The following is an 18,018-nucleotide window of genomic DNA, read 5'->3' on the forward strand; positions in this document are numbered from 1 at the left end:
AATATTTTTATACATTTTACGCACGCTTTTTTTGACGAATCATCAATAAAAGCCGCTATTTTTTGATAAAATTGCTATTAACCATATGTAAGGGAGTGCTAAAATTAGCTTGTGAAGTAGCTTGGAGCGGAATATTATCGATAAAATGCATAGATACTCTTTGATTAGATTTTAGGTGTAAAAATCATAGTTAAAGTGTATTAAGATTTTTTCAGGCGTTTAAAGTGGAAGTGTTAGGTGTTTCTAATTAAACTAAATCAGATTTTTAACATATAATTGTTTGATATTTTTTTAAGTTTATAGAAATTAAAAATTCTATATGAAACAAATTTTACTTAATTTTTTAATGATGTTAGGTGTTGTGAGTATGATTACAGCACAAGATTTTATAACTCCAGATACAGGAACTACCTATACGCTAAATGATTTAGTAACTGCCAGTCCTGCTACAATTTCAGTAAGTGGTGATGTTTATACTTTGGTAGGAAATCTTACTATTTCTTCAACTGATGCCTTGCTTATAGATTCTGAAGCAACACTTCAGATTGATGCTGATGTTTTAATTACTGTTTTTGGTGCTTTTACGGTTTCTGCAAATAACTTTTTGTTTACTGCAACAAATCAAATTGCACCTTATGACGGATTTCGTTTTGAAGAATTTTCAATGGTAAATATTCAAAATGCGACCATAGAGTATGGTGGTGGCTTACGTGTGCTTACAGAAGACTTTACAATAAACAACTGCACAGTAAGGAATAATGTTTCTGGTGTTGCTACAGGTGGTGTTATAGCATTGTCAAGAGGGCAAGCTCAAATCACCAATAATACCATCAGTTTTAATGACACACCAGCTATAAGCTCTGGTGCAAATAGTGCTGTGTCTCCTTACATTTTCAATAATTATATTGAAGGTAATAACAAGGTGAATTCAAACAGGCCTCAAATAAATATAGGTACAACCATGGCTACGCAGTCTTTACAAATTATTCAAAATACCATTATTGGCGATCGTAGTTTAGATCAGGTTGGAGGTATTGCAATTTCAAATTTTACTGGTGGCGCTATTAATGCTATTATAGATGACAACATAATTAGAGATAACCGTTACGGACTTACTATTTTAGGTGGTAACACGTTCGCTTATGTTAGAAATAATGTTATTGAAAATAATGATACGCAAGGTAACCCTAATCTTGGCGGAAGTGGTATTTCATTAAATAGTTCTTCATCTGATTATGAAGTTATAGCAAGCGGTAACAGTGTTAGCGGAAATCTTTGGGGAATTACTGTTATTGGAGAGTCATCTATCAATCTTGGAGATGGTTCTACAAATGTTGGACAAAATTCATTTGCAAATAATGGCAATGGTGGTATTACATACGCGTTGTACAATAATACAGCAAATGCTATTACTGCTATGAATAATTGTTGGGATACCACAAACCCATCAAATACATTAGCATCGGCTGAAGCTGTTATTGTACATCAAAATGATAATGCATCTTTAGGTGTAGTAGCTTTTGATCCTGTAAACTGTGATTTCTTAAGTGTAGAGGAGGCTTATTTAAACCAAATTACGCTTTACCCAAACCCAACACAAGGTAAGGTTACCATATCAAACAATACACAATTTACAAGTGTTACTGTTTTCAGTATAACAGGAAAACGTTTATTGTCGTATCCTTTACAGCAAGGTGATACAACATTATCATTAGATTTACAGGCGGGCATCTATTTATTAAAATTTGATGGTGATAACCAACAAGCTGTAAAGAAATTGGTTGTACGTTAAGATATCTATAAATGTTAAAATTATAGTTAGTATTTTTGAGGAATGAAATCAACTTTTTTTTCATTCCTCTTTTTTATTATAGCCTTTCATATCAAGGCTTTTTCTGTAAATATTCCTGCGGTTTCAGATAGTTTAAATTACTATATCCAAATTGTTGACCAACCTCAAAACGCAGATGAATTAATAAAAGCATATAAGTTTTTTGTAAGAAAAAAAGAGTTTGCTGAAAGCATTAACGATATTAATAGTGTCGTTTATGCTAATATTCAGTTATCACGCATTGAGCTAAAAATAGGTTTGCCCTACGAAAGTGAGATTTTAGCCGTAAAAGCGTTAGAACAAATTAATGCACACCCAGATTCTATATATCTTAACACTTTAAAAAACTCTGTTTATAATCATTTAGGTATTCTTTACAGGAGTCAGAAAAATATAAGTAAGTCTATCGAGTTATACCACAAAGTCTTATCTCAAGCAAATAGTGTAAGAGATACTGCAATAGTTTTTAATAATATGTCAAATGCTTATAAGGATGTGGCAGACTATGCAAAAGCTAAAAAGGAATTGATAAAGGCTTACCAATTAATACCGCGTTTGTCTGACGTTTCTTTAAAAGCAAAAATATTAGATAATTTAGGAGCCCTAAAACTTAAAATAGGAGATAGTAGTGCTATTTATGATTTAAAGAAAGCATTAAATCTTCTTTTAAAAAATGGAGATACTGTAAAAGCTTATTACAATTATAAAAATTTAGCCAATTATTATCTAACAAAAGATACTTTAAAAGCAAAATCATTCGGATTGAAAGCTTATGCAATTGCTAACTCTATGAATAATCTTTCAAACAAACGAGACGTATTAGCTATTTTAAGTGAGTTAGATGCAAAAACATATTTCAAAACCTTTATGGAAGTAGATAGAGTGCTTTCCAATAGAAAAGCCTTACAGGCCAATAAGTTTGCTTTAATGAAGTATGATGTGTCTAAAAAAGAAAAAGAACTACAAGAAAAAGAGCAACAAACAAGACTATACCTATATCTTGTTTTGTTGATTGTGCTTATTACAATAGCTTTTTTTTACATCTTGTCTGTTAAGCATAAAAAAGACCGATTAAAGCAAGTGCTTCAAACAGAGTCTAGAATTTCAAAGAAAATTCATGATGAAGTAGCTAATGATATGTACCAAATTATGGTAAAAGCGCAAGCACAAGAGCAAACAAACATATTATTAGATGATTTAGAAGCCGTTTACTTAAAAACTAGAGATATATCAAAAGAGAACAGTGTGATTAATACGTCACAAAACTTTAAAGAAACATTACAGGATCTTATAGCAAGTTATGACACTTCAGATGTTAATATAGTCACACAAGGTCTTTCTAAAATTCCTTGGCAAAGTTTATCTCATCTCAAAAAAGTAACATTATATAGAGTCCTTCAAGAGTTGCTTACTAATATGAAAAAACATAGTAAGGCAAGTTTGGTGATGCTTGTGTTTAATAAAGAAGCAAAATTAAACGTAAAATACACTGATAATGGCGTAGGTTGTAGTTTAATAAAACAGTCTGGACTTCAAAATATGGAAACCCGTATAAAAGCTATTCAAGGAAGTATTACTTTTGAAACACGCAAACAAGCTGGATTTAAAGCTAATATACTTATTTAGTTATGTTTAAAAAAGTACTTATATCAGATGATTTGGGTAGTGTAAACCAAGGGGTTCATACTGTTTTAAAGGCGTTAAATATCGCTAAAATTGATATGGCACAATACTGTGATGACGCTTACCTTAAAGTACATAGTGCTTATAAAAGTAAACAACCATATGAGTTATTAATAACAGACTTATCTTACATAGCCGACCATAGAACTCAAAAAATAACATCAGGAGAAGAACTTGTTGAGGAGCTTAAAAAGGATTTCCCAGGCTTATCAATCATTGTGTATTCTGTAGAAGATCGTTTGCAAAAAGTTAGGCACCTGGTACTAAATAATCATATTAGCGGTTATGTTTGTAAAGGTCGACGTGGGTTAATAGAGTTATCTGAAGCCGTCAATAGCGCTTTTAAAAACACATTATACCTGTCTCCACAAGTAGCACAAGCGCTTCAAAGTAGTCATAATCTAGAAATAGATGATTATGATATTCACCTCCTTAAGGAGTTAGCTTTAGGGTATTCTAAAGAGCAAATTAGTAAACATTTAAAACAAAACAACGTAAGCCCTAATAGTATCAGTTCTATTGAGAAACGACAGAACAAGCTTTTTATTCACTTCAAAGCAAACAATGCCACGCATTTGGTGGCTATTACAAAAGATTTAGGATTAATCTAAAAAAGAAGCTCCATTACGGGAATCAGTAATGTAATGTTTAGTAAAGGATTTAGATTTGATTTGCTATTAATTAATAATTTATTGATAATTAATATGTAGGGAGATAAAGCGCGTTGTTTCATTATGATGCGCTTTTTTAATATATAAGCTTCATAATTCGATTATAAGTTTTAAATACATAATAAATGTCTAGTAAATATTACTAGGCATTTTTTGTTATATCATTTTTTAAAAAGCACTATAACCCTAGGGCTAAAAGTATAAAAAGCGCTTAACGAGTTAATATCAAAAACAACCAAGCAAATAGTATACAACAATTGGCAATTTGCATACACCTATAGAAATTAGTTGCTCTAGTTTTGCTTCATCATTAAAAAACGAAACACATGAGCAACATAGCATTAATAACAGGAGCATCTTCAGGAATGGGGAAATCAACAGCCAAAGTATTACAAAACCAAGGCTATAAAGTTTACGGAGCAGCAAGACGATTAGAACAAATGCAAGATTTAAAAGATCTAGGTGTTGCTATAATTTCATTAGATTTAACCAAAGACGAATCTATTGTAAATTGCGTAAATACCATAATAGCAAAAGAAGGACGTATAGATATTCTTATTAACAATGCTGGTTATGGGTCTTATGGCGCTGTAGAAGATGTGCCAATTGCTGAAGCCAAACGACAATTTGAAGTAAATATGTTCGGTCTAGCACGTATTACGCAGCTAGTGTTACCAAGTATGAGAGCAAATAACTTTGGTCGTATAGTAAATATTTCTTCAGTAGGTGGAAAAATTTATACACCATTAGGAGCTTGGTATCACGCTACAAAACATGCTGTTGAAGGTTGGAGCGATTGTTTACGACTAGAAGTAAAGCCTTTTGGTATAGACGTGGTTGTTGTAGAGCCAGGTGGTATAAAAACACCTTGGGGAACAATTGCTGCAGATAATTTAAAAAAAACATCTGGTAACGGAGCTTATGCTACTTTTGCAAATAAAATTGCAAATGGCATGCAAAAAATGTACAGCAACAATAGCTTGACCAATGTAGACGTTCTAGGGAATGTTATTGCTCAAGCAGCAACCCATAAAAAACCAAAAACCAGATACGTAAAAGGGTATATGGCAAAACCCGCTATAGCTATTCGTAAATGGTTTGGAGACCGAGTTTTTGAGAATATGATAATGCGTGAGTTTAAATAACATGATAAAAAGAATTATAAAAAGAACAATGATTACATTAGTATCTATTATTGCCCTTTTGGTAATAGCCTACCTTTTGTTTACTAGCTTCTACCCAAGTTTTGGGGGCGCAATTTCAAAAGAGCAGAAATTGATTTACCAAAATTCAAAACAATATAACGACGGTAAATTCCGAAATATACATCCTGTGCCTAAAGACTTAAGTTTTTCAGAAACCATGTCGCTAACCTATAAGTTTTTTACAACCAAAGTTCCTAATGCAAGACCAAAATCTGATTTAATAGCAACCAAATTAGATAGTACCAGCATTGCCAACTACAAAGGAGAAGCGCGTATGTTTTGGTTCGGTCACTCTTCATTTTTACTGCAAATAGATGGGAAAACAATTTTGTTAGACCCTATGTTTGGTAAGGTTGCAGCGCCACATCCATTGTTGGGAGCTAACCGATTTAATAAAGAATTTCCTTTACAAATAGAGCAATTACCTAAAATTGATGCGGTTATATACTCGCATGATCATTACGATCATTTAGATTACGAAACGGTTTTAAAAATTAAAGCAAAAACCAAGCATTTCTATACACCACTTGGTGTAGGAGAACATCTTAAAGCTTGGGGAGTTTCAAACGAAAATATTACAGAGCTAGATTGGTGGGAAACAACCCAAATAGACCACCTTAATTTGGTCTGCACACCAGCGCAACATTTTTCAGGAAGAAAATTAAACACCAATCAAAGTACATTATGGTCTTCTTGGGTTATACAATCTGATACCGAAAACATCTACTTTAGTGGTGATAGTGGCTATGCAGAGCATTTTAAGGAAATAGGTGAAAAATACGGACCTTTTGATTTGGCTTTGTTAGAATGCGGACAATACAACGAAATGTGGTCTGATATACATATGATGCCTGAAGAAACCGCTCAAGCTGGACTAGACATCAATGCAAAAAGAATAATGCCTATTCATTGGGGAGGCTTTAAACTAGCTTTGCATTCATGGACAGATCCTATAAATCGTGTACAAGCCAAAGCTAAAATTTTAGGCGTAGACATTATAACACCACAGCTAGGACAAGAGATTTTAATTAAGCACGATACGTTAAGCAACTACACCAATTGGTGGCAAAAAGAAGCGTATAACTAGCAAGCCATGAAAGATATTATTAAAATAGGAAACATTGCTGAAGTTCATCAGTTTTTAGGATTAGCAAAACCAAAGCATCCATTAATTTCTGTAATACGCGTTGCAGATATTATAAAAGATCTAGACGTTGATAATTTAAGGTATTCATTAGGTTTTTATCAAATAAGTTTAAAAGATGATTGCCCATTTACCATTGTAAATTACGGCAGAAACTCTTATGATTATCAAGAAGGTACTATGGTTTTTTCAGCACCCAATCAGGTGCTGGAGTTTAAGAAAAATCAAATTGTAGAAGAAGACAAAGGTTGGTCGTTAGCATTTCATCCTGATTTAATTCGAAAATCTGAATTAGGTAATACCATTGATAATTATTCCTTTTTTTCCTATGCATCAAACGAAGCACTTCACCTATCTGATGAAGAGCGAAAAACAGTCACTGAAATTGTTGAAAAAATAGAGAAGGAGTTCAGTACAAATATTGATGCGCATAGTCAAACCCTGATTATTTCAAATTTAGAATTATTGCTGAATTATTGTGTTAGGTTTTACGATAGGCAGTTTTATACCAGAACCAACCTCAACCAGGATTTAGCAAGTCAGTTTGAGCAACTTTTAAAAGATTATTACCAGCAAGATAAACAACTTGAGTTTGGAATTCCAACAGTGCAATACTGCGGTGAAGCCATGAATATGTCACCAAAATATTTAAGTGACTTACTACGAAAAGAAACCGGACAAAGCACACAAGACCATATACATCAATACATCATTGAAAAAGCAAAAAATAGGCTATTAAACTCTACCGAAAGTGCAAGCGAAATAGCGTATGCGTTAGGGTTTGAATATCCGCAATACTTCAGTAAAATTTTTAAAAAGAAAACAACAATGAGTCCCAATGAGTTTAGGCAAAGTCTGAATTGAAAAAATAGATAAAAGGTTGATAATATGAGGAATGAATAAGGTTGTTTCATTCCTCTTTCTGTTTTATAAAGCTACCTTAAACACTATAGCTCTAACAAACATTCTGAACTAATTTTTAAATATTATGGTAAACCGTAAGTATCTGTTTATTAAGAATGATATTTTTGAAACGAATTTTTTTAATTCAAACTATTTAATTAGTTCTTAGGGAGATAAAGCGTGTTATTTAATTATAACACGCTTTTTGAAAACAATTCTAAAGATGTAATTACTTGGTTATACATGAATAATTAAATATTTATATGAAAAAATTAGCACTAGCAATTATTATAATGTTTTTAATAATGCCAAAACAATCTAAAGCTCAAAATAATGGTGCTGCATTAGCAGCAGCCGTAGGAGGTGTTGCAGCTATAGGAGCCGCTATTGCTTCTGTTGAACAAATGAAAGAGCAAGCTGAATTAACTGCTACTCAATGGATATTGTCTAATAATCCAGAATTAACTAGCTTCTCTCTCAAAACTTTAGCTTTTGACGGTAAAAAGCTTAAAGATATTTCATCGGTATCTGTAATAACCTATAAAATCCAAGAGTTTACTCCTAAAATGACACCTAGCCTTGATGGTAAAAAACACGTTCTTTTTGGTTTCACTAGTCATGGTTGGATTAACGAGTATGGAATCGATTTTGAAAAAGTACAATGGTTTTTAATTGATGATGCAGAATGGATAAGGATGATGACAGCTTATGTAAAAGTGGCTTCAGAAGAGAAAAATGAATCAAGTTTAATTGAAACATTAAAAAATGGAAAAATTGTTAATCGTGGAGTGAAAGTAGATGGGAAATTAGCTATTCCTTTCTTCAAGTTATCTGGTGATATGTATGTAGTAACAGATTACTCTTCAAGGCTTAAATTACTTTATAATGAGCGTTCATTAGGAGTGTATTTAAAAGAGACTAAAGATTTAGTACAGATAGGTCGTGGAGACATTATTGACATACATCAATTCTTTTTTAATTAGAGATATAAGACCTTTATTTTAATATTTTTAGATATTATGATTAGTTGGCTATTGATAGTTGTGTATAAACAGAGACAGTTATTAAAGAGGTAAGGTTAATTAACATCCAGTAAACTCAAACCAACCATAGTATCCAGTCCATAAACCTCATTTTCAATAACCTCATAGAAACGTACACCTAAAACAGCAATTCCTGTATGTTCTGGTGCCATAACATGTTCCGGAAATAGCTCAAAAGATGTAGTGTCAGTATTTACCTCTAAAAAACGGATAGGAGAGACCATTAATACGTGTTTTAAACTATCAAAATCAAAGTCCATAACACCTAATGTAATACCTACATGAGTAGCTGCTTTAGGAGCTTTAAAGTCTTTGGGCTTAATACCATTGATAAGCAACCGTTGCGTATCCCACTCAAAAGCTGAATGCATTTTAATGGCATCAAGCATAGGATGTTGCGGAGTAAAAGCAAAATGAGTAAGCAAATGCCTGCCTTTAGCAGTTTTTAACCCTGCACTTACACGGCGTTTACCTCGGTCAGAAATGTTATCAAGCCTCTTAATACTCATAAACAAGCTCATCATTCTAGCATGAAGTTTAGGTGTTTTAAAACCTTCTAAAAAAGGCATTAAAGCCAGTCTAAAATGCTTTTTCACCTGACTACACTGCCCAAATTCGCTAGCATTCTCACGAACACGCTGCATATTTGATTGAGTACGTATGGCTTTACCATTAAAACCACCACCAGCCTTGCAGGCATAACCAATACCGCGTATTACATAAAAATTTACATCGCCTAAAGTGCCCGTTATTTTAAATAAACCTTTTTGTCTTGCCATAACAAGGCTAAAGTAGAGAAAAACAAGTAAATATCAAATGGGTATAGCGTATGTACAGCGTATGTACAGCGTATATCATTCATATATTAGGGTTTAGCCGTGGTAATTCCATAGCTTCTTTAGGGGGTATCAGGTCTAAAATATTCTTAATAGCACTCTAATAACAAAGTAAAATGATAAATTACTAGAGTATAAAACGCTATAATTAACCAAAAAAGAAGCATTTTCTATTTCACAACATGAGTAAATAGCGCATAAAAAAAGCCTAATACCTTAATATTAGACTTTTAATGTTGTAGCGAGATCGAGATTTGAACTCGAGACCTCCGGGTTATGAATCCGACGCTCTAACCAACTGAGCTACCTCGCCGTATTTGAGGGTGCAAATATAAAAACAAATTTAAAGTACACAAACATTAAATTAACTAAAAATTATTTTTATCAAATATTTTTAAAACTTATCAATTAATGTATATATTGTCCAAAATATAATTACGACTTATGGAAGATAAGATTAAATTTGAAATGGAGTTTCCAATTCATGCTTCGCCTCAATTGCTTTATCAATATATATCAACACCTTCAGGGCTTTCAGAATGGTTTGCCGAGAATGTAAACTCTCGTGGTGAATTATTTAAATTTATTTGGGATGGTGCTGAAGAGCAAGCCAAGTTAGTGAGTAAAAAAAGTGGTGAACGTGTCAAATTTAGATGGCTTGATGATGAAGACACTAATTATTATTTTGAAATGCGTATTCAAGTAGACGAAATTACAAAAGATGTATCTGTGATGATTACTGATTTTGCAGAAGAAGATGAAGTTGATGAAGCTAAAATGTTGTGGGATAACCAAATAACAGATTTAAAACAAGTATTAGGATCAGCATAAGCCTTTAAATACTTTATAAACCCTATATTTGTCCCGAATTTTCATTCGGGATTTTTTTATGATAAATATAAACGGAACGCTTTCAGATAACTCAAAGTTAATTACTATCAATAACCGAGGTTTTTCCTATGGAGATGCGCTTTTTGAAACAATAAAAGCATCTCATGGAAAACTATTATTTTGGGAAGACCACTATTTTAGATTAATGGCTTCTATGCGTATTTTACGTATGGATATTCCTATGTCTTTTACTATGGAGTTTTTAGAGAATGAAATACAAAAAACACTAGAAGCAAATAGTTTAATTAAAGAAACTGCCCGTGTTAAATTACAAGTATACAGACAAGAAGGTGGTTTGTATGCTCCAAAAAATAACCAAGTAGATTACGTAATAAGCTGTAAACCTTTAGATACTGATTTTTACGTGCTTCAGGAAGGTGCTTATGAAGTAGATTTATTCAAGGATTATTATGTCTCTCCAGATTTATTATCAACATTGAAAACAAATAATAAGGCACTAAATGTTGTTGGTAGTATTTATGCTCATGATAATGGCTTGCAAAATTGTTTATTAATAAATACATCAAAACAAGTCGTTGAAGCTTTAAATGGAAATTTATTTCTTGTAAAAGGTAAGACAATTAAAACACCTCCATTAAGCGATGGTTGCCTAAAAGGCGTTATGAGAAAACAGTTAATAGATCTTGTAAAATCACTACCTGATTTTGAGCTAGAAGAAGCTTCTATATCTCCTTTTGAATTACAAAAAGCTGATGAGTTATTTATTACAAATGTAATCACCGGTATACAGCCAATAACAAAATATCGTAAAAAGATTTTTAATAGTGATGTAGCAAAGTCACTACTACAAAAACTGCAAGTAAAAATACGTTTATCTAGTTAAAACTCGGGTTTTCTGGAGCATTAGACCAGATGCTGTATTCGCCACCGAATTCTAGCATTTTTTCTTTCCAAAAAGACTCGTAGCTTTTCTCTATAATTGATTTTTTGTAGACATTCTCTGTAACAATCCAAGAATTAGATTTTAACTCGTTGTTAAGCTGGTTTGCATCCCATCCAGAATATCCTAAAAAGAACCTGATGTTTTTTTCGCTTATTTTATTGTTTGCAATAAGTTCTGCAACTTTATTAAAATCGCCACCCCAATATATGCCTAAAGAGATTTCTACACTTCCAGGAATTAACTCTGGAATTTTGTGTATAAAATAAAGGTTGTCCTGCTCAACTGGGCCACCATTATATATTTTAAACGAGGCTTTTATTTCAGGAATTAGATCTTGAATTGTATAATCTAGAGGCTTGTTCAATATAAATCCAATAGAGCCTTCACTATTATGGTCGGCTAGTAAAACTATAGAGCGGTTAAAGGACATATCGCCTATAATGGATGGTTCTGCTATTAACAAAGTCCCTTTTTTTGGTGTTGTTGTTACCATATCTGTAAGGATTTATATTTTAAAGCTAATAAAATTTTGTTAAAAATCAAATTACTATTTAAAGTGTATAAAAAAAGCCTTCAATTCTGACTTATCAGAAGAAGGCTTTTTGAAACATAAAATGTTAAAAATTAGTTTACTGCATTTGATAAATCAGATCCAGCTTTAAATTTTACTACATTTTTTGCTTTGATTTTTATAGTTTTTCCAGTTTGAGGGTTTCTTCCTTCTCTAGCAGCTCTTCTAGAAACTGACCAAGAACCAAATCCTACTAAAGAAACTCTGTTACCTTTTTGTAAAGCTCCTTCAATTTCAATTAACGCGCACTCTAAAGCTTTTTTTGCAGCAGCTTTAGTAATTCCTGCGTGTTCTGCCATAGCATCGATTAAATCTGTTTTGTTCATAATTTAAAATTTAATTATTAATAAATTGTTGGTTAAACATTTTTTTTGTTAAATCCTATACAAATTTATACGGATTATCAAACCACGCAAGTAATAGCAAGGGAAATAGCGATATTTGTTAATAACTTTGCATATTTGTTAATAAAGATAGTCTTTTTATCGAGGTTTTTTAGAATATGAGCAATATCAAGGGTTTACAACACTTTTGCATCGTTATTAAATTGATAACCGTTTAATAAGGATTTTGCGTCCATTAAGCGCTTTCCTGGAAGCTTTATTTTTTTAATTATTATAAACCCTTCTTTTACAGCTATTTTTATATTTTGTTTGTCGGCTATTAAAAAGCCAGTATCAAAATTATGGTTTTCTAATACGATCTCTGCTTCGTAAATTTTAATATCCAAGGTGGTATTATTGTTTTCTAGGTAGCACCAAGCGGCTGGATATGGGCTTAAACCACGTATTTTGTTGTTTATATTGTAAATAGTATCGTTCCAGTCTATCTTACAATTTTCTTTGTTTAGTTTGTAGGCTGTTTTTATTTCAGCATTTTCTGGTTGTGGCGTTGTTTTTATATCACCTTGCGCTATAAGCTTAACTGTTTCTAAAACTAAATGACTGCCAACTGTCATTAATTTATCATGAAGACTCCCTGCGTTATCAGATTTGTTTATGGTAACGTCTTTTTGAAGTATCATAGCACCGGTATCTATTTTTTCATCAATAAAAAAAGTGGAAACGCCTGTTTGGGTTTCACCATTAATAATAGCCCAATTTATTGGAGCTGCTCCTCTATAATTAGGCAGTAGTGATGCATGTAGGTTAAAGGTACCTAATTCAGGCATACGCCATACGGCCTCTGGAAGCATTCTAAAAGCAACGACAATTTGTAGGTTGGCATCAAGTGCTTTTAGTTCTGATAAAAATACTTCATCTTTTAAATTTGTTGGTTGCATAACATGCAGTCCTTCAGATTTTGCGTATTGTTTTACTGCGCTTTCTTGAAGTTTTCTACCACGTCCAGCAGGTTTGTCAGGAGCTGTAATTACACCAACAATGTTATAGTGATTGTCTACAAGTGTTTTTAATGTGGTTACTGCAAAATCTGGGGTTCCCATAAATACAATTCTTAAATCCGTCTTCATATATGTGCTAGTTTATAGGTGTTTGTTTTTGTAATTGTTATAATTTGATACTCTAATAGTGTTTGTAATGTTTGTGTAATATCTTTTTCAGAATAGGATAGCGATGCGGCAATATCTCTTGATGATAAATCTCGATGCTCTAAAAGCTGAATAATCTCGTTTTTGAGGATTTTAAAATCAACTTTAATGTTGTCCTTTTTTTGAGTTGTGCATACAGAACAAATACCACAGTTTGTGGGGGTTTCTTCACCAAAATAGGAGAGTAGTTGCTTGCTTTTGCAATCATTATCATTATTTATGTAATCTAAAACAGCCTGCACTTGTTTTTCTTTTAACATGCTTTGCTGTTTAATGATTTTTGAAATTCTATTTATGGTTTTATCGTCTTCTCTAGGTTGAATAAATGTTACTTGAGCATCAGTAGTAGATGCTTGTAGTGTTATAATTTGATCGCTTTCTAATTGCTGTAAAACTTTAAATAAATAAGTTTCGCTTACCGAAGCTTTATCTGCAACACGCAATGTGTTTATAGCAGTTTCACTTTCAAAAACACCAACATAAGTCCTTAAAATTGTTTTTACAACAATATTGAGAGACTCATGCGTGTCTAAATAGTTAAACAACGATTTATTACTTATTATAAACTGAATAAGTGTGCGTCTCTTGAATTGTTTAGACAAACTTATAATACTGTTTCTGTCTAATAATTGTAGCGTGTTATATGTTAATAATGCGTTTGTATTATAAGTTTTGCAAAAATGATTAAAATTAAAATCGTGTGTTGAAAATGCGCCTTCACCATAAGATATCTGAAAGTAATTACATAACTTTCTGTATATGTGTTTGGAGAATTGTACAGTGGGTAAAATTTTTAAAAACTGATTGACAACTAAATCTTCATCATTTTTATTTTTTAAAGTTACAGCAAAAGCTTTGTTTCCGTTTCTACCGGCGCGACCAGCTTCTTGAAAATAACTTTCCAAGCTATCGGGTAAGTTTATGTGAATAACTGTTTTTACATCTGGTTTATCAATACCCATACCAAAAGCGTTGGTGGCAACCATAACTTGTTTTTGGTCATTAAGCCATGCGTTGAGATGATTGTCTTTATCAGAGTTAGGTAAACCACCATGATAAAACGTTGAGGTAATACCTTTAGATTCTAAAAACGAACTAATATCTATCGTGGCCTTTCTGTTTCTTACATAAACAATAGAGGGTTCTTTATACTTTTTTAAAATGCGCTCTAGTTTATAGAATTTGTCCTCTTCATGATACGTCATGTAGGCCAAGTTTTCTCTATAGAACGACTGTTTAAATATTTTTGGTTTTATAAAGTCTAACTCTTTGATAATATCATCAATGACCAATGGTGTAGCTGATGCGGTTAAAGCTATGCAATTTGCAGAAGGTTGTAATTCTCGTAACTTGTAAATGTTTTTATAGGCTGGTCTAAAATCATTGCCCCATTGAGAAATACAATGCGCTTCATCTACAGCGATTAAATTAACATTCATTTGTCTTATTCTATCTTGAACAAGCTCTTGTTCTAAACGTTCAGGTGATAAATAAAGAAATTTATAATTACCGTAAATACAGTTGTCTAATAAGGTGTCTATATCACTGTGAGAAATACCACTTGTTAAAGCCAGAGCTTTAATACCCATATTGTTTAAGGTCTTTACTTGATGCTTCATAAGAGCAATTAGTGGCGAAATAACAATACAAATACCCTCTTTAGCAAGTGCAGGAATTTGAAAACATAAAGATTTACCACCACCAGTAGGCATTAATACAAATGTATCTTCTCCATCAATTACAGCATTTATAGCGTCTTCTTGTTGTGGTCTAAATGCTGTAAAATTCCAGTAGCGTTCTAATATGTTTATTGGGTGTTGCATTATAATGATTGAATGACATCCAAAATGTAATTGGCACGTTTTTCTACACTATCAAAAGGTACATCTTTTAACTCGTACTCATAGTGAGCATAGGTTTGTAATAGATGATCGTGAATTTTTTTAGCCTGCTCAAAATTTTCATAACGTTCACTGTCACTTGTAAAAATTTCTTCCCATGGCGCTAAAACAAAAACACAATCGTATATATTGTTTTTACAGGCATTAACAAAATCTTGTGGGTAGGTATCGCCAATATAGTCCATATATGCCAAAACGTCGGGAATTCCTCTATCTAAAAAAATGATGTCAGCATCATGATTTTTTGCGTCTACAAATTGCTGTTTTCTACCTTTTAGTAATAGTTCGCTAAATAATAAAGGGTTGGTTAAAAACAACTGTTCTATACCGTCTTTTCTAGCCTCTAGAATAATTTGTCTAGATACTTCTTCAAAACAGGTGTATCCACGTTTTATTAACTCGTTTATAATTGATGTTTTTCCAGTTCCTGGACCTCCAGTAATAACTATTTTTTTTGAATTCAATTTGGCAGGGTTTTGGATGTAAAAATCGGAATAAAAAAATAGAAAGTAAAGCGTATCTTTGCTTTTTTAGAAAAAATGATATGAATACAGAGAAGAAATCGGAAGCGTTTTATAAAAAATTAAGAGAACAGTTATATGACACGTCTTTATGGCCGTCAGAATATTTATATAAATTTATTGTAACATCAACTGCTGGTAAGGTAGAAGAAGTAGAGAGTTTATTTGACAATTTAGGCGCTGTTATTACAACCAAAGAGTCTAAAAACGGAAAATATACAAGTGTTTCTATACACGTAAAAATGGCTAATCCTGATGCCGTTATTGCAAAATATAAAGAAGTTGCAGAAAACGTAGAAGGCGTTATTAGTCTTTAGATTTTTTTTGTATTTTGCGGTTGCATAAATACTACGTGCAAAATATTTAATCTCTACACATTTAATTTTGATAGAACATTTAGAATACAATTCAGAACGTGAGCATTTAATTATTCCTGAATACGGAAGACATCTGCAAAAGATGATAAATTATGCTAAAACACGAGATACTAAAGAAGAGCGTAATAAAGTAGCAAAAGCAATTATCTCTATAATGGGCAATTTACAACCGCATTTAAGAGATGTTCCTGACTTTCAACATAAGTTATGGGATCAGTTATTTATCATGTCTAATTTTGAATTAGATGCTGATTCTCCTTACGACAAACCTTCAAAAGAGATGTTTCAAGTAAGACCAGAACCATTAAACTATCCTCAAAATCATCCAAAATATCGTTTTTATGGTAATAACATAAAAACAATGATAGATGTTGCTTGTACTTGGGAAGATGGTGATATGAAAGAGGCTCTAGTACTTACTATTGCAAACCACATGAAAAAATGTTTCTTAAATTGGAATAAAGATACGGTAGAAGATGATGTGATTTTTGAACATTTAAGAGAGTTATCAGATGGTAAAATAAACTTGCTAAATGCAGATGAAGACTTGTCTGATGCTTCAAGCTTAATGCGAAACAAAAAGAAATATTCTTCTAACAAAAAATCGCATCATAAAAAAAATAATAACAGAAACAGAAAACGCTACTAATACTTCATGGGAACATTTAAAATTGAAGGTGGTCATCAATTAAAAGGAAAAATCCAACCTCAAGGAGCAAAAAACGAAGCATTACAAATACTATGTGCCGTTCTTTTAACGCCAGAGTTAGTAACCATTAATAATATCCCTGATATTGTTGATGTAAACAAGCTTATATCGTTATTAAAAAAACTTGGTGTAAAAATCAATAAAATAGGTTCAGGCTCATATACATTTCAAGCGGATGATGTAAACTTAAAATATTTAGAGTCGGCCGAATTTAAAGAAGATGGTCGTGGTTTACGAGGTTCTATAATGATTGTTGGTCCTTTATTAGCACGTTTCGGAAAGGGATATATTCCAAAACCAGGCGGCGATAAAATAGGACGTCGTAGATTAGATACACACTTTGAAGGTTTTATTAATCTTGGAGCAAAATTTAGATATAACCGTGAAGATTATTTTTATGGCGTAGAAGCTGATAAGCTAAAAGGGACTTATATGTTGCTTGATGAAGCTTCAGTTACAGGAACAGCAAATATAGTTATGGCTGCTGTATTAGCAGAAGGAACAACAACTATTTATAATGCAGCCTGCGAACCTTACTTACAGCAACTTTGTAAAATGCTTAACCGCATGGGAGCAAAAATAAGTGGAGTTGGTTCAAATATGCTTATTATAGAAGGTGTTGATAGTCTTGGTGGTACAGAACATAGAATGCTGCCAGATATGATTGAGATAGGTAGCTGGATAGGACTTGCTGCTATGACAAAAAGTGAGCTAACCATTACCAATGTAAGTTGGGACGATTTAGGACAAATTCCGAATGTATTCAGAAAATTAGGAATCACAGTAGAAAAGCAAGGAGATGACATTCATATACCAGCGCATACTGATGGTTATGAAATACAAAATTATATTGATGGTTCAATATTAACTGTAGCTGATGCACCATGGCCAGGATTTACACCAGATTTATTAAGTATTATTTTGGTAATAGCAACTCAAGCTAGAGGAAGTGTTTTAGTGCATCAAAAAATGTTTGAAAGTCGCTTATTCTTCGTTGATAAGCTTATAGATATGGGAGCCAAAATCATACTTTGTGATCCGCATCGCGCCACTGTAATAGGTCATGATTTTAAATCACAACTTAAAGCTACAACTATGACATCACCAGATATACGTGCTGGAGTATCTTTATTAATAGCTGCGCTTTCAGCAAAAGGAACGTCTACAATTCATAATATTGAACAAATAGATAGAGGTTACGAAAATATTGATGAGCGCTTACGTGCTATAGGAGCTAAAATAGAACGTATAGAAGGAAATTAAATTAAGATGTAATTAT

At 32.4% G+C, this 18,018-nt stretch carries 18 protein-coding genes and 1 tRNA gene; 12 read left to right on the forward strand and 7 right to left on the reverse strand.

The genetic code is table 11. The features are described from left to right. Positions 1 to 319 precede the first annotated feature (319 nt). The 7 genes from ABD690_RS09930 (at position 320) to ABD690_RS09960 (ending at position 8,420) form a co-directional block, all read left to right on the forward strand. Positions 320 to 1,792, forward strand: a complete 1,473-nt coding sequence (locus ABD690_RS09930; protein ID WP_344729987.1) for a T9SS type A sorting domain-containing protein — start codon at positions 320 to 322, stop codon at positions 1,790 to 1,792. Positions 1,793 to 1,834: 42 nt separating this feature from the next. Continuing rightward, complete coding sequence (locus ABD690_RS09935; protein ID WP_344729989.1) at positions 1,835 to 3,457, forward strand: tetratricopeptide repeat-containing sensor histidine kinase; 1,623 nt, start codon at positions 1,835 to 1,837, stop codon at positions 3,455 to 3,457. A 2-nt stretch (positions 3,458 to 3,459) separates the two neighbouring features. After that, positions 3,460 to 4,125: a DUF5932 domain-containing protein gene (locus ABD690_RS09940; RefSeq protein ID WP_344729991.1), complete on the forward strand. Its 666-nt coding sequence runs from the start codon at positions 3,460 to 3,462 to the stop codon at positions 4,123 to 4,125. A gap of 386 nt (positions 4,126 to 4,511) precedes the next feature. After that, on the forward strand, positions 4,512 to 5,330 hold the full coding sequence (locus tag ABD690_RS09945) for an oxidoreductase (RefSeq protein WP_344729993.1): 819 nt from the start codon (positions 4,512 to 4,514) through the stop codon (positions 5,328 to 5,330). A gap of 28 nt (positions 5,331 to 5,358) precedes the next feature. After that, positions 5,359 to 6,477: an MBL fold metallo-hydrolase gene (locus tag ABD690_RS09950; RefSeq protein ID WP_344729995.1), complete on the forward strand. Its 1,119-nt coding sequence runs from the start codon at positions 5,359 to 5,361 to the stop codon at positions 6,475 to 6,477. Between the two features lie 6 nt (positions 6,478 to 6,483). Next, on the forward strand, positions 6,484 to 7,398 hold the full coding sequence (locus ABD690_RS09955) for a helix-turn-helix domain-containing protein (RefSeq protein WP_344729997.1): 915 nt from the start codon (positions 6,484 to 6,486) through the stop codon (positions 7,396 to 7,398). 302 nt (positions 7,399 to 7,700) lie between these two features. After that, positions 7,701 to 8,420, forward strand: a complete 720-nt coding sequence (locus tag ABD690_RS09960; RefSeq protein WP_344729999.1) for a hypothetical protein — start codon at positions 7,701 to 7,703, stop codon at positions 8,418 to 8,420. Between the two features lie 95 nt (positions 8,421 to 8,515). Here the strand turns inward: ABD690_RS09960 and ABD690_RS09965 are convergent, their stop codons facing one another. Together ABD690_RS09965 and ABD690_RS09970 are read right to left on the reverse strand one after the other, a co-directional pair. Beyond that, complete coding sequence (locus ABD690_RS09965) at positions 8,516 to 9,259, reverse strand: hypothetical protein (RefSeq protein WP_344730001.1); 744 nt, start codon at positions 9,257 to 9,259, stop codon at positions 8,516 to 8,518. 296 nt (positions 9,260 to 9,555) lie between these two features. Continuing rightward, positions 9,556 to 9,629: transfer RNA gene (locus ABD690_RS09970), tRNA-Met, on the reverse strand. Positions 9,630 to 9,760: 131 nt separating this feature from the next. On the opposite strand from ABD690_RS09970, the gene ABD690_RS09975 reads away from it, so the two are divergent. Together ABD690_RS09975 and ABD690_RS09980 are read left to right on the forward strand one after the other, a co-directional pair. Beyond that, positions 9,761 to 10,147, forward strand: coding sequence for an START-like domain-containing protein (locus ABD690_RS09975; protein ID WP_344730003.1), 387 nt, complete (start codon positions 9,761 to 9,763; stop codon positions 10,145 to 10,147). Positions 10,148 to 10,205: 58 nt separating this feature from the next. Next, the gene (locus ABD690_RS09980; RefSeq protein ID WP_344730005.1) at positions 10,206 to 11,051 is read left to right on the forward strand and encodes an aminotransferase class IV; all 846 of its coding nucleotides are present in this window, start codon (positions 10,206 to 10,208) and stop codon (positions 11,049 to 11,051) included. Here the strand turns inward: ABD690_RS09980 and ABD690_RS09985 are convergent. The 5 genes from ABD690_RS09985 to ABD690_RS10005 form a co-directional block, all read right to left on the reverse strand. Continuing rightward, complete coding sequence (locus tag ABD690_RS09985; protein ID WP_344730007.1) at positions 11,044 to 11,604, reverse strand: YqgE/AlgH family protein; 561 nt, start codon at positions 11,602 to 11,604, stop codon at positions 11,044 to 11,046. The two genes, ABD690_RS09980 and ABD690_RS09985, sit on opposite strands and share 8 nt — an antisense overlap. A gap of 131 nt (positions 11,605 to 11,735) precedes the next feature. After that, a complete protein-coding gene (locus tag ABD690_RS09990) occupies positions 11,736 to 12,008 on the reverse strand; it encodes an HU family DNA-binding protein (protein ID WP_344730010.1) in 273 nt (90 codons plus the stop codon). Between the two features lie 194 nt (positions 12,009 to 12,202). Continuing rightward, positions 12,203 to 13,153, reverse strand: a complete 951-nt coding sequence (fmt, locus tag ABD690_RS09995) for a methionyl-tRNA formyltransferase (protein WP_344730012.1) — start codon at positions 13,151 to 13,153, stop codon at positions 12,203 to 12,205. Then, positions 13,150 to 15,054, reverse strand: a complete 1,905-nt coding sequence (locus ABD690_RS10000; protein ID WP_344730014.1) for a RecQ family ATP-dependent DNA helicase — start codon at positions 15,052 to 15,054, stop codon at positions 13,150 to 13,152. The genes fmt and ABD690_RS10000 overlap by 4 nt, the downstream gene beginning before the upstream one ends. Further along, entirely contained in the window at positions 15,054 to 15,596 is a 543-nt protein-coding gene (locus ABD690_RS10005; RefSeq protein WP_344730016.1) for an AAA family ATPase, read from the reverse strand. The genes ABD690_RS10000 and ABD690_RS10005 overlap by 1 nt, the downstream gene beginning before the upstream one ends. A gap of 80 nt (positions 15,597 to 15,676) precedes the next feature. On the opposite strand from ABD690_RS10005, the gene ABD690_RS10010 reads away from it, so the two are divergent. From ABD690_RS10010 to murA, 3 genes are all read left to right on the forward strand, one after another. After that, a complete protein-coding gene (locus ABD690_RS10010; protein ID WP_344730019.1) occupies positions 15,677 to 15,970 on the forward strand; it encodes a DUF493 family protein in 294 nt (97 codons plus the stop codon). A gap of 67 nt (positions 15,971 to 16,037) precedes the next feature. Next, positions 16,038 to 16,679 carry a DUF4290 domain-containing protein gene (locus ABD690_RS10015; RefSeq protein WP_344730021.1) on the forward strand — a complete coding sequence of 214 codons (642 nt, stop codon included), beginning with the start codon at positions 16,038 to 16,040 and terminating at the stop codon, positions 16,677 to 16,679. Positions 16,680 to 16,685: 6 nt separating this feature from the next. Next, entirely contained in the window at positions 16,686 to 18,002 is a 1,317-nt protein-coding gene (gene murA / locus ABD690_RS10020) for a UDP-N-acetylglucosamine 1-carboxyvinyltransferase (protein ID WP_344730024.1), read from the forward strand. Positions 18,003 to 18,018 lie beyond the last annotated feature (16 nt).

It is taken from the genome of Corallibacter vietnamensis, assembly GCF_039537875.1.
Classification (GTDB): domain Bacteria; phylum Bacteroidota; class Bacteroidia; order Flavobacteriales; family Flavobacteriaceae; genus Corallibacter; species Corallibacter vietnamensis.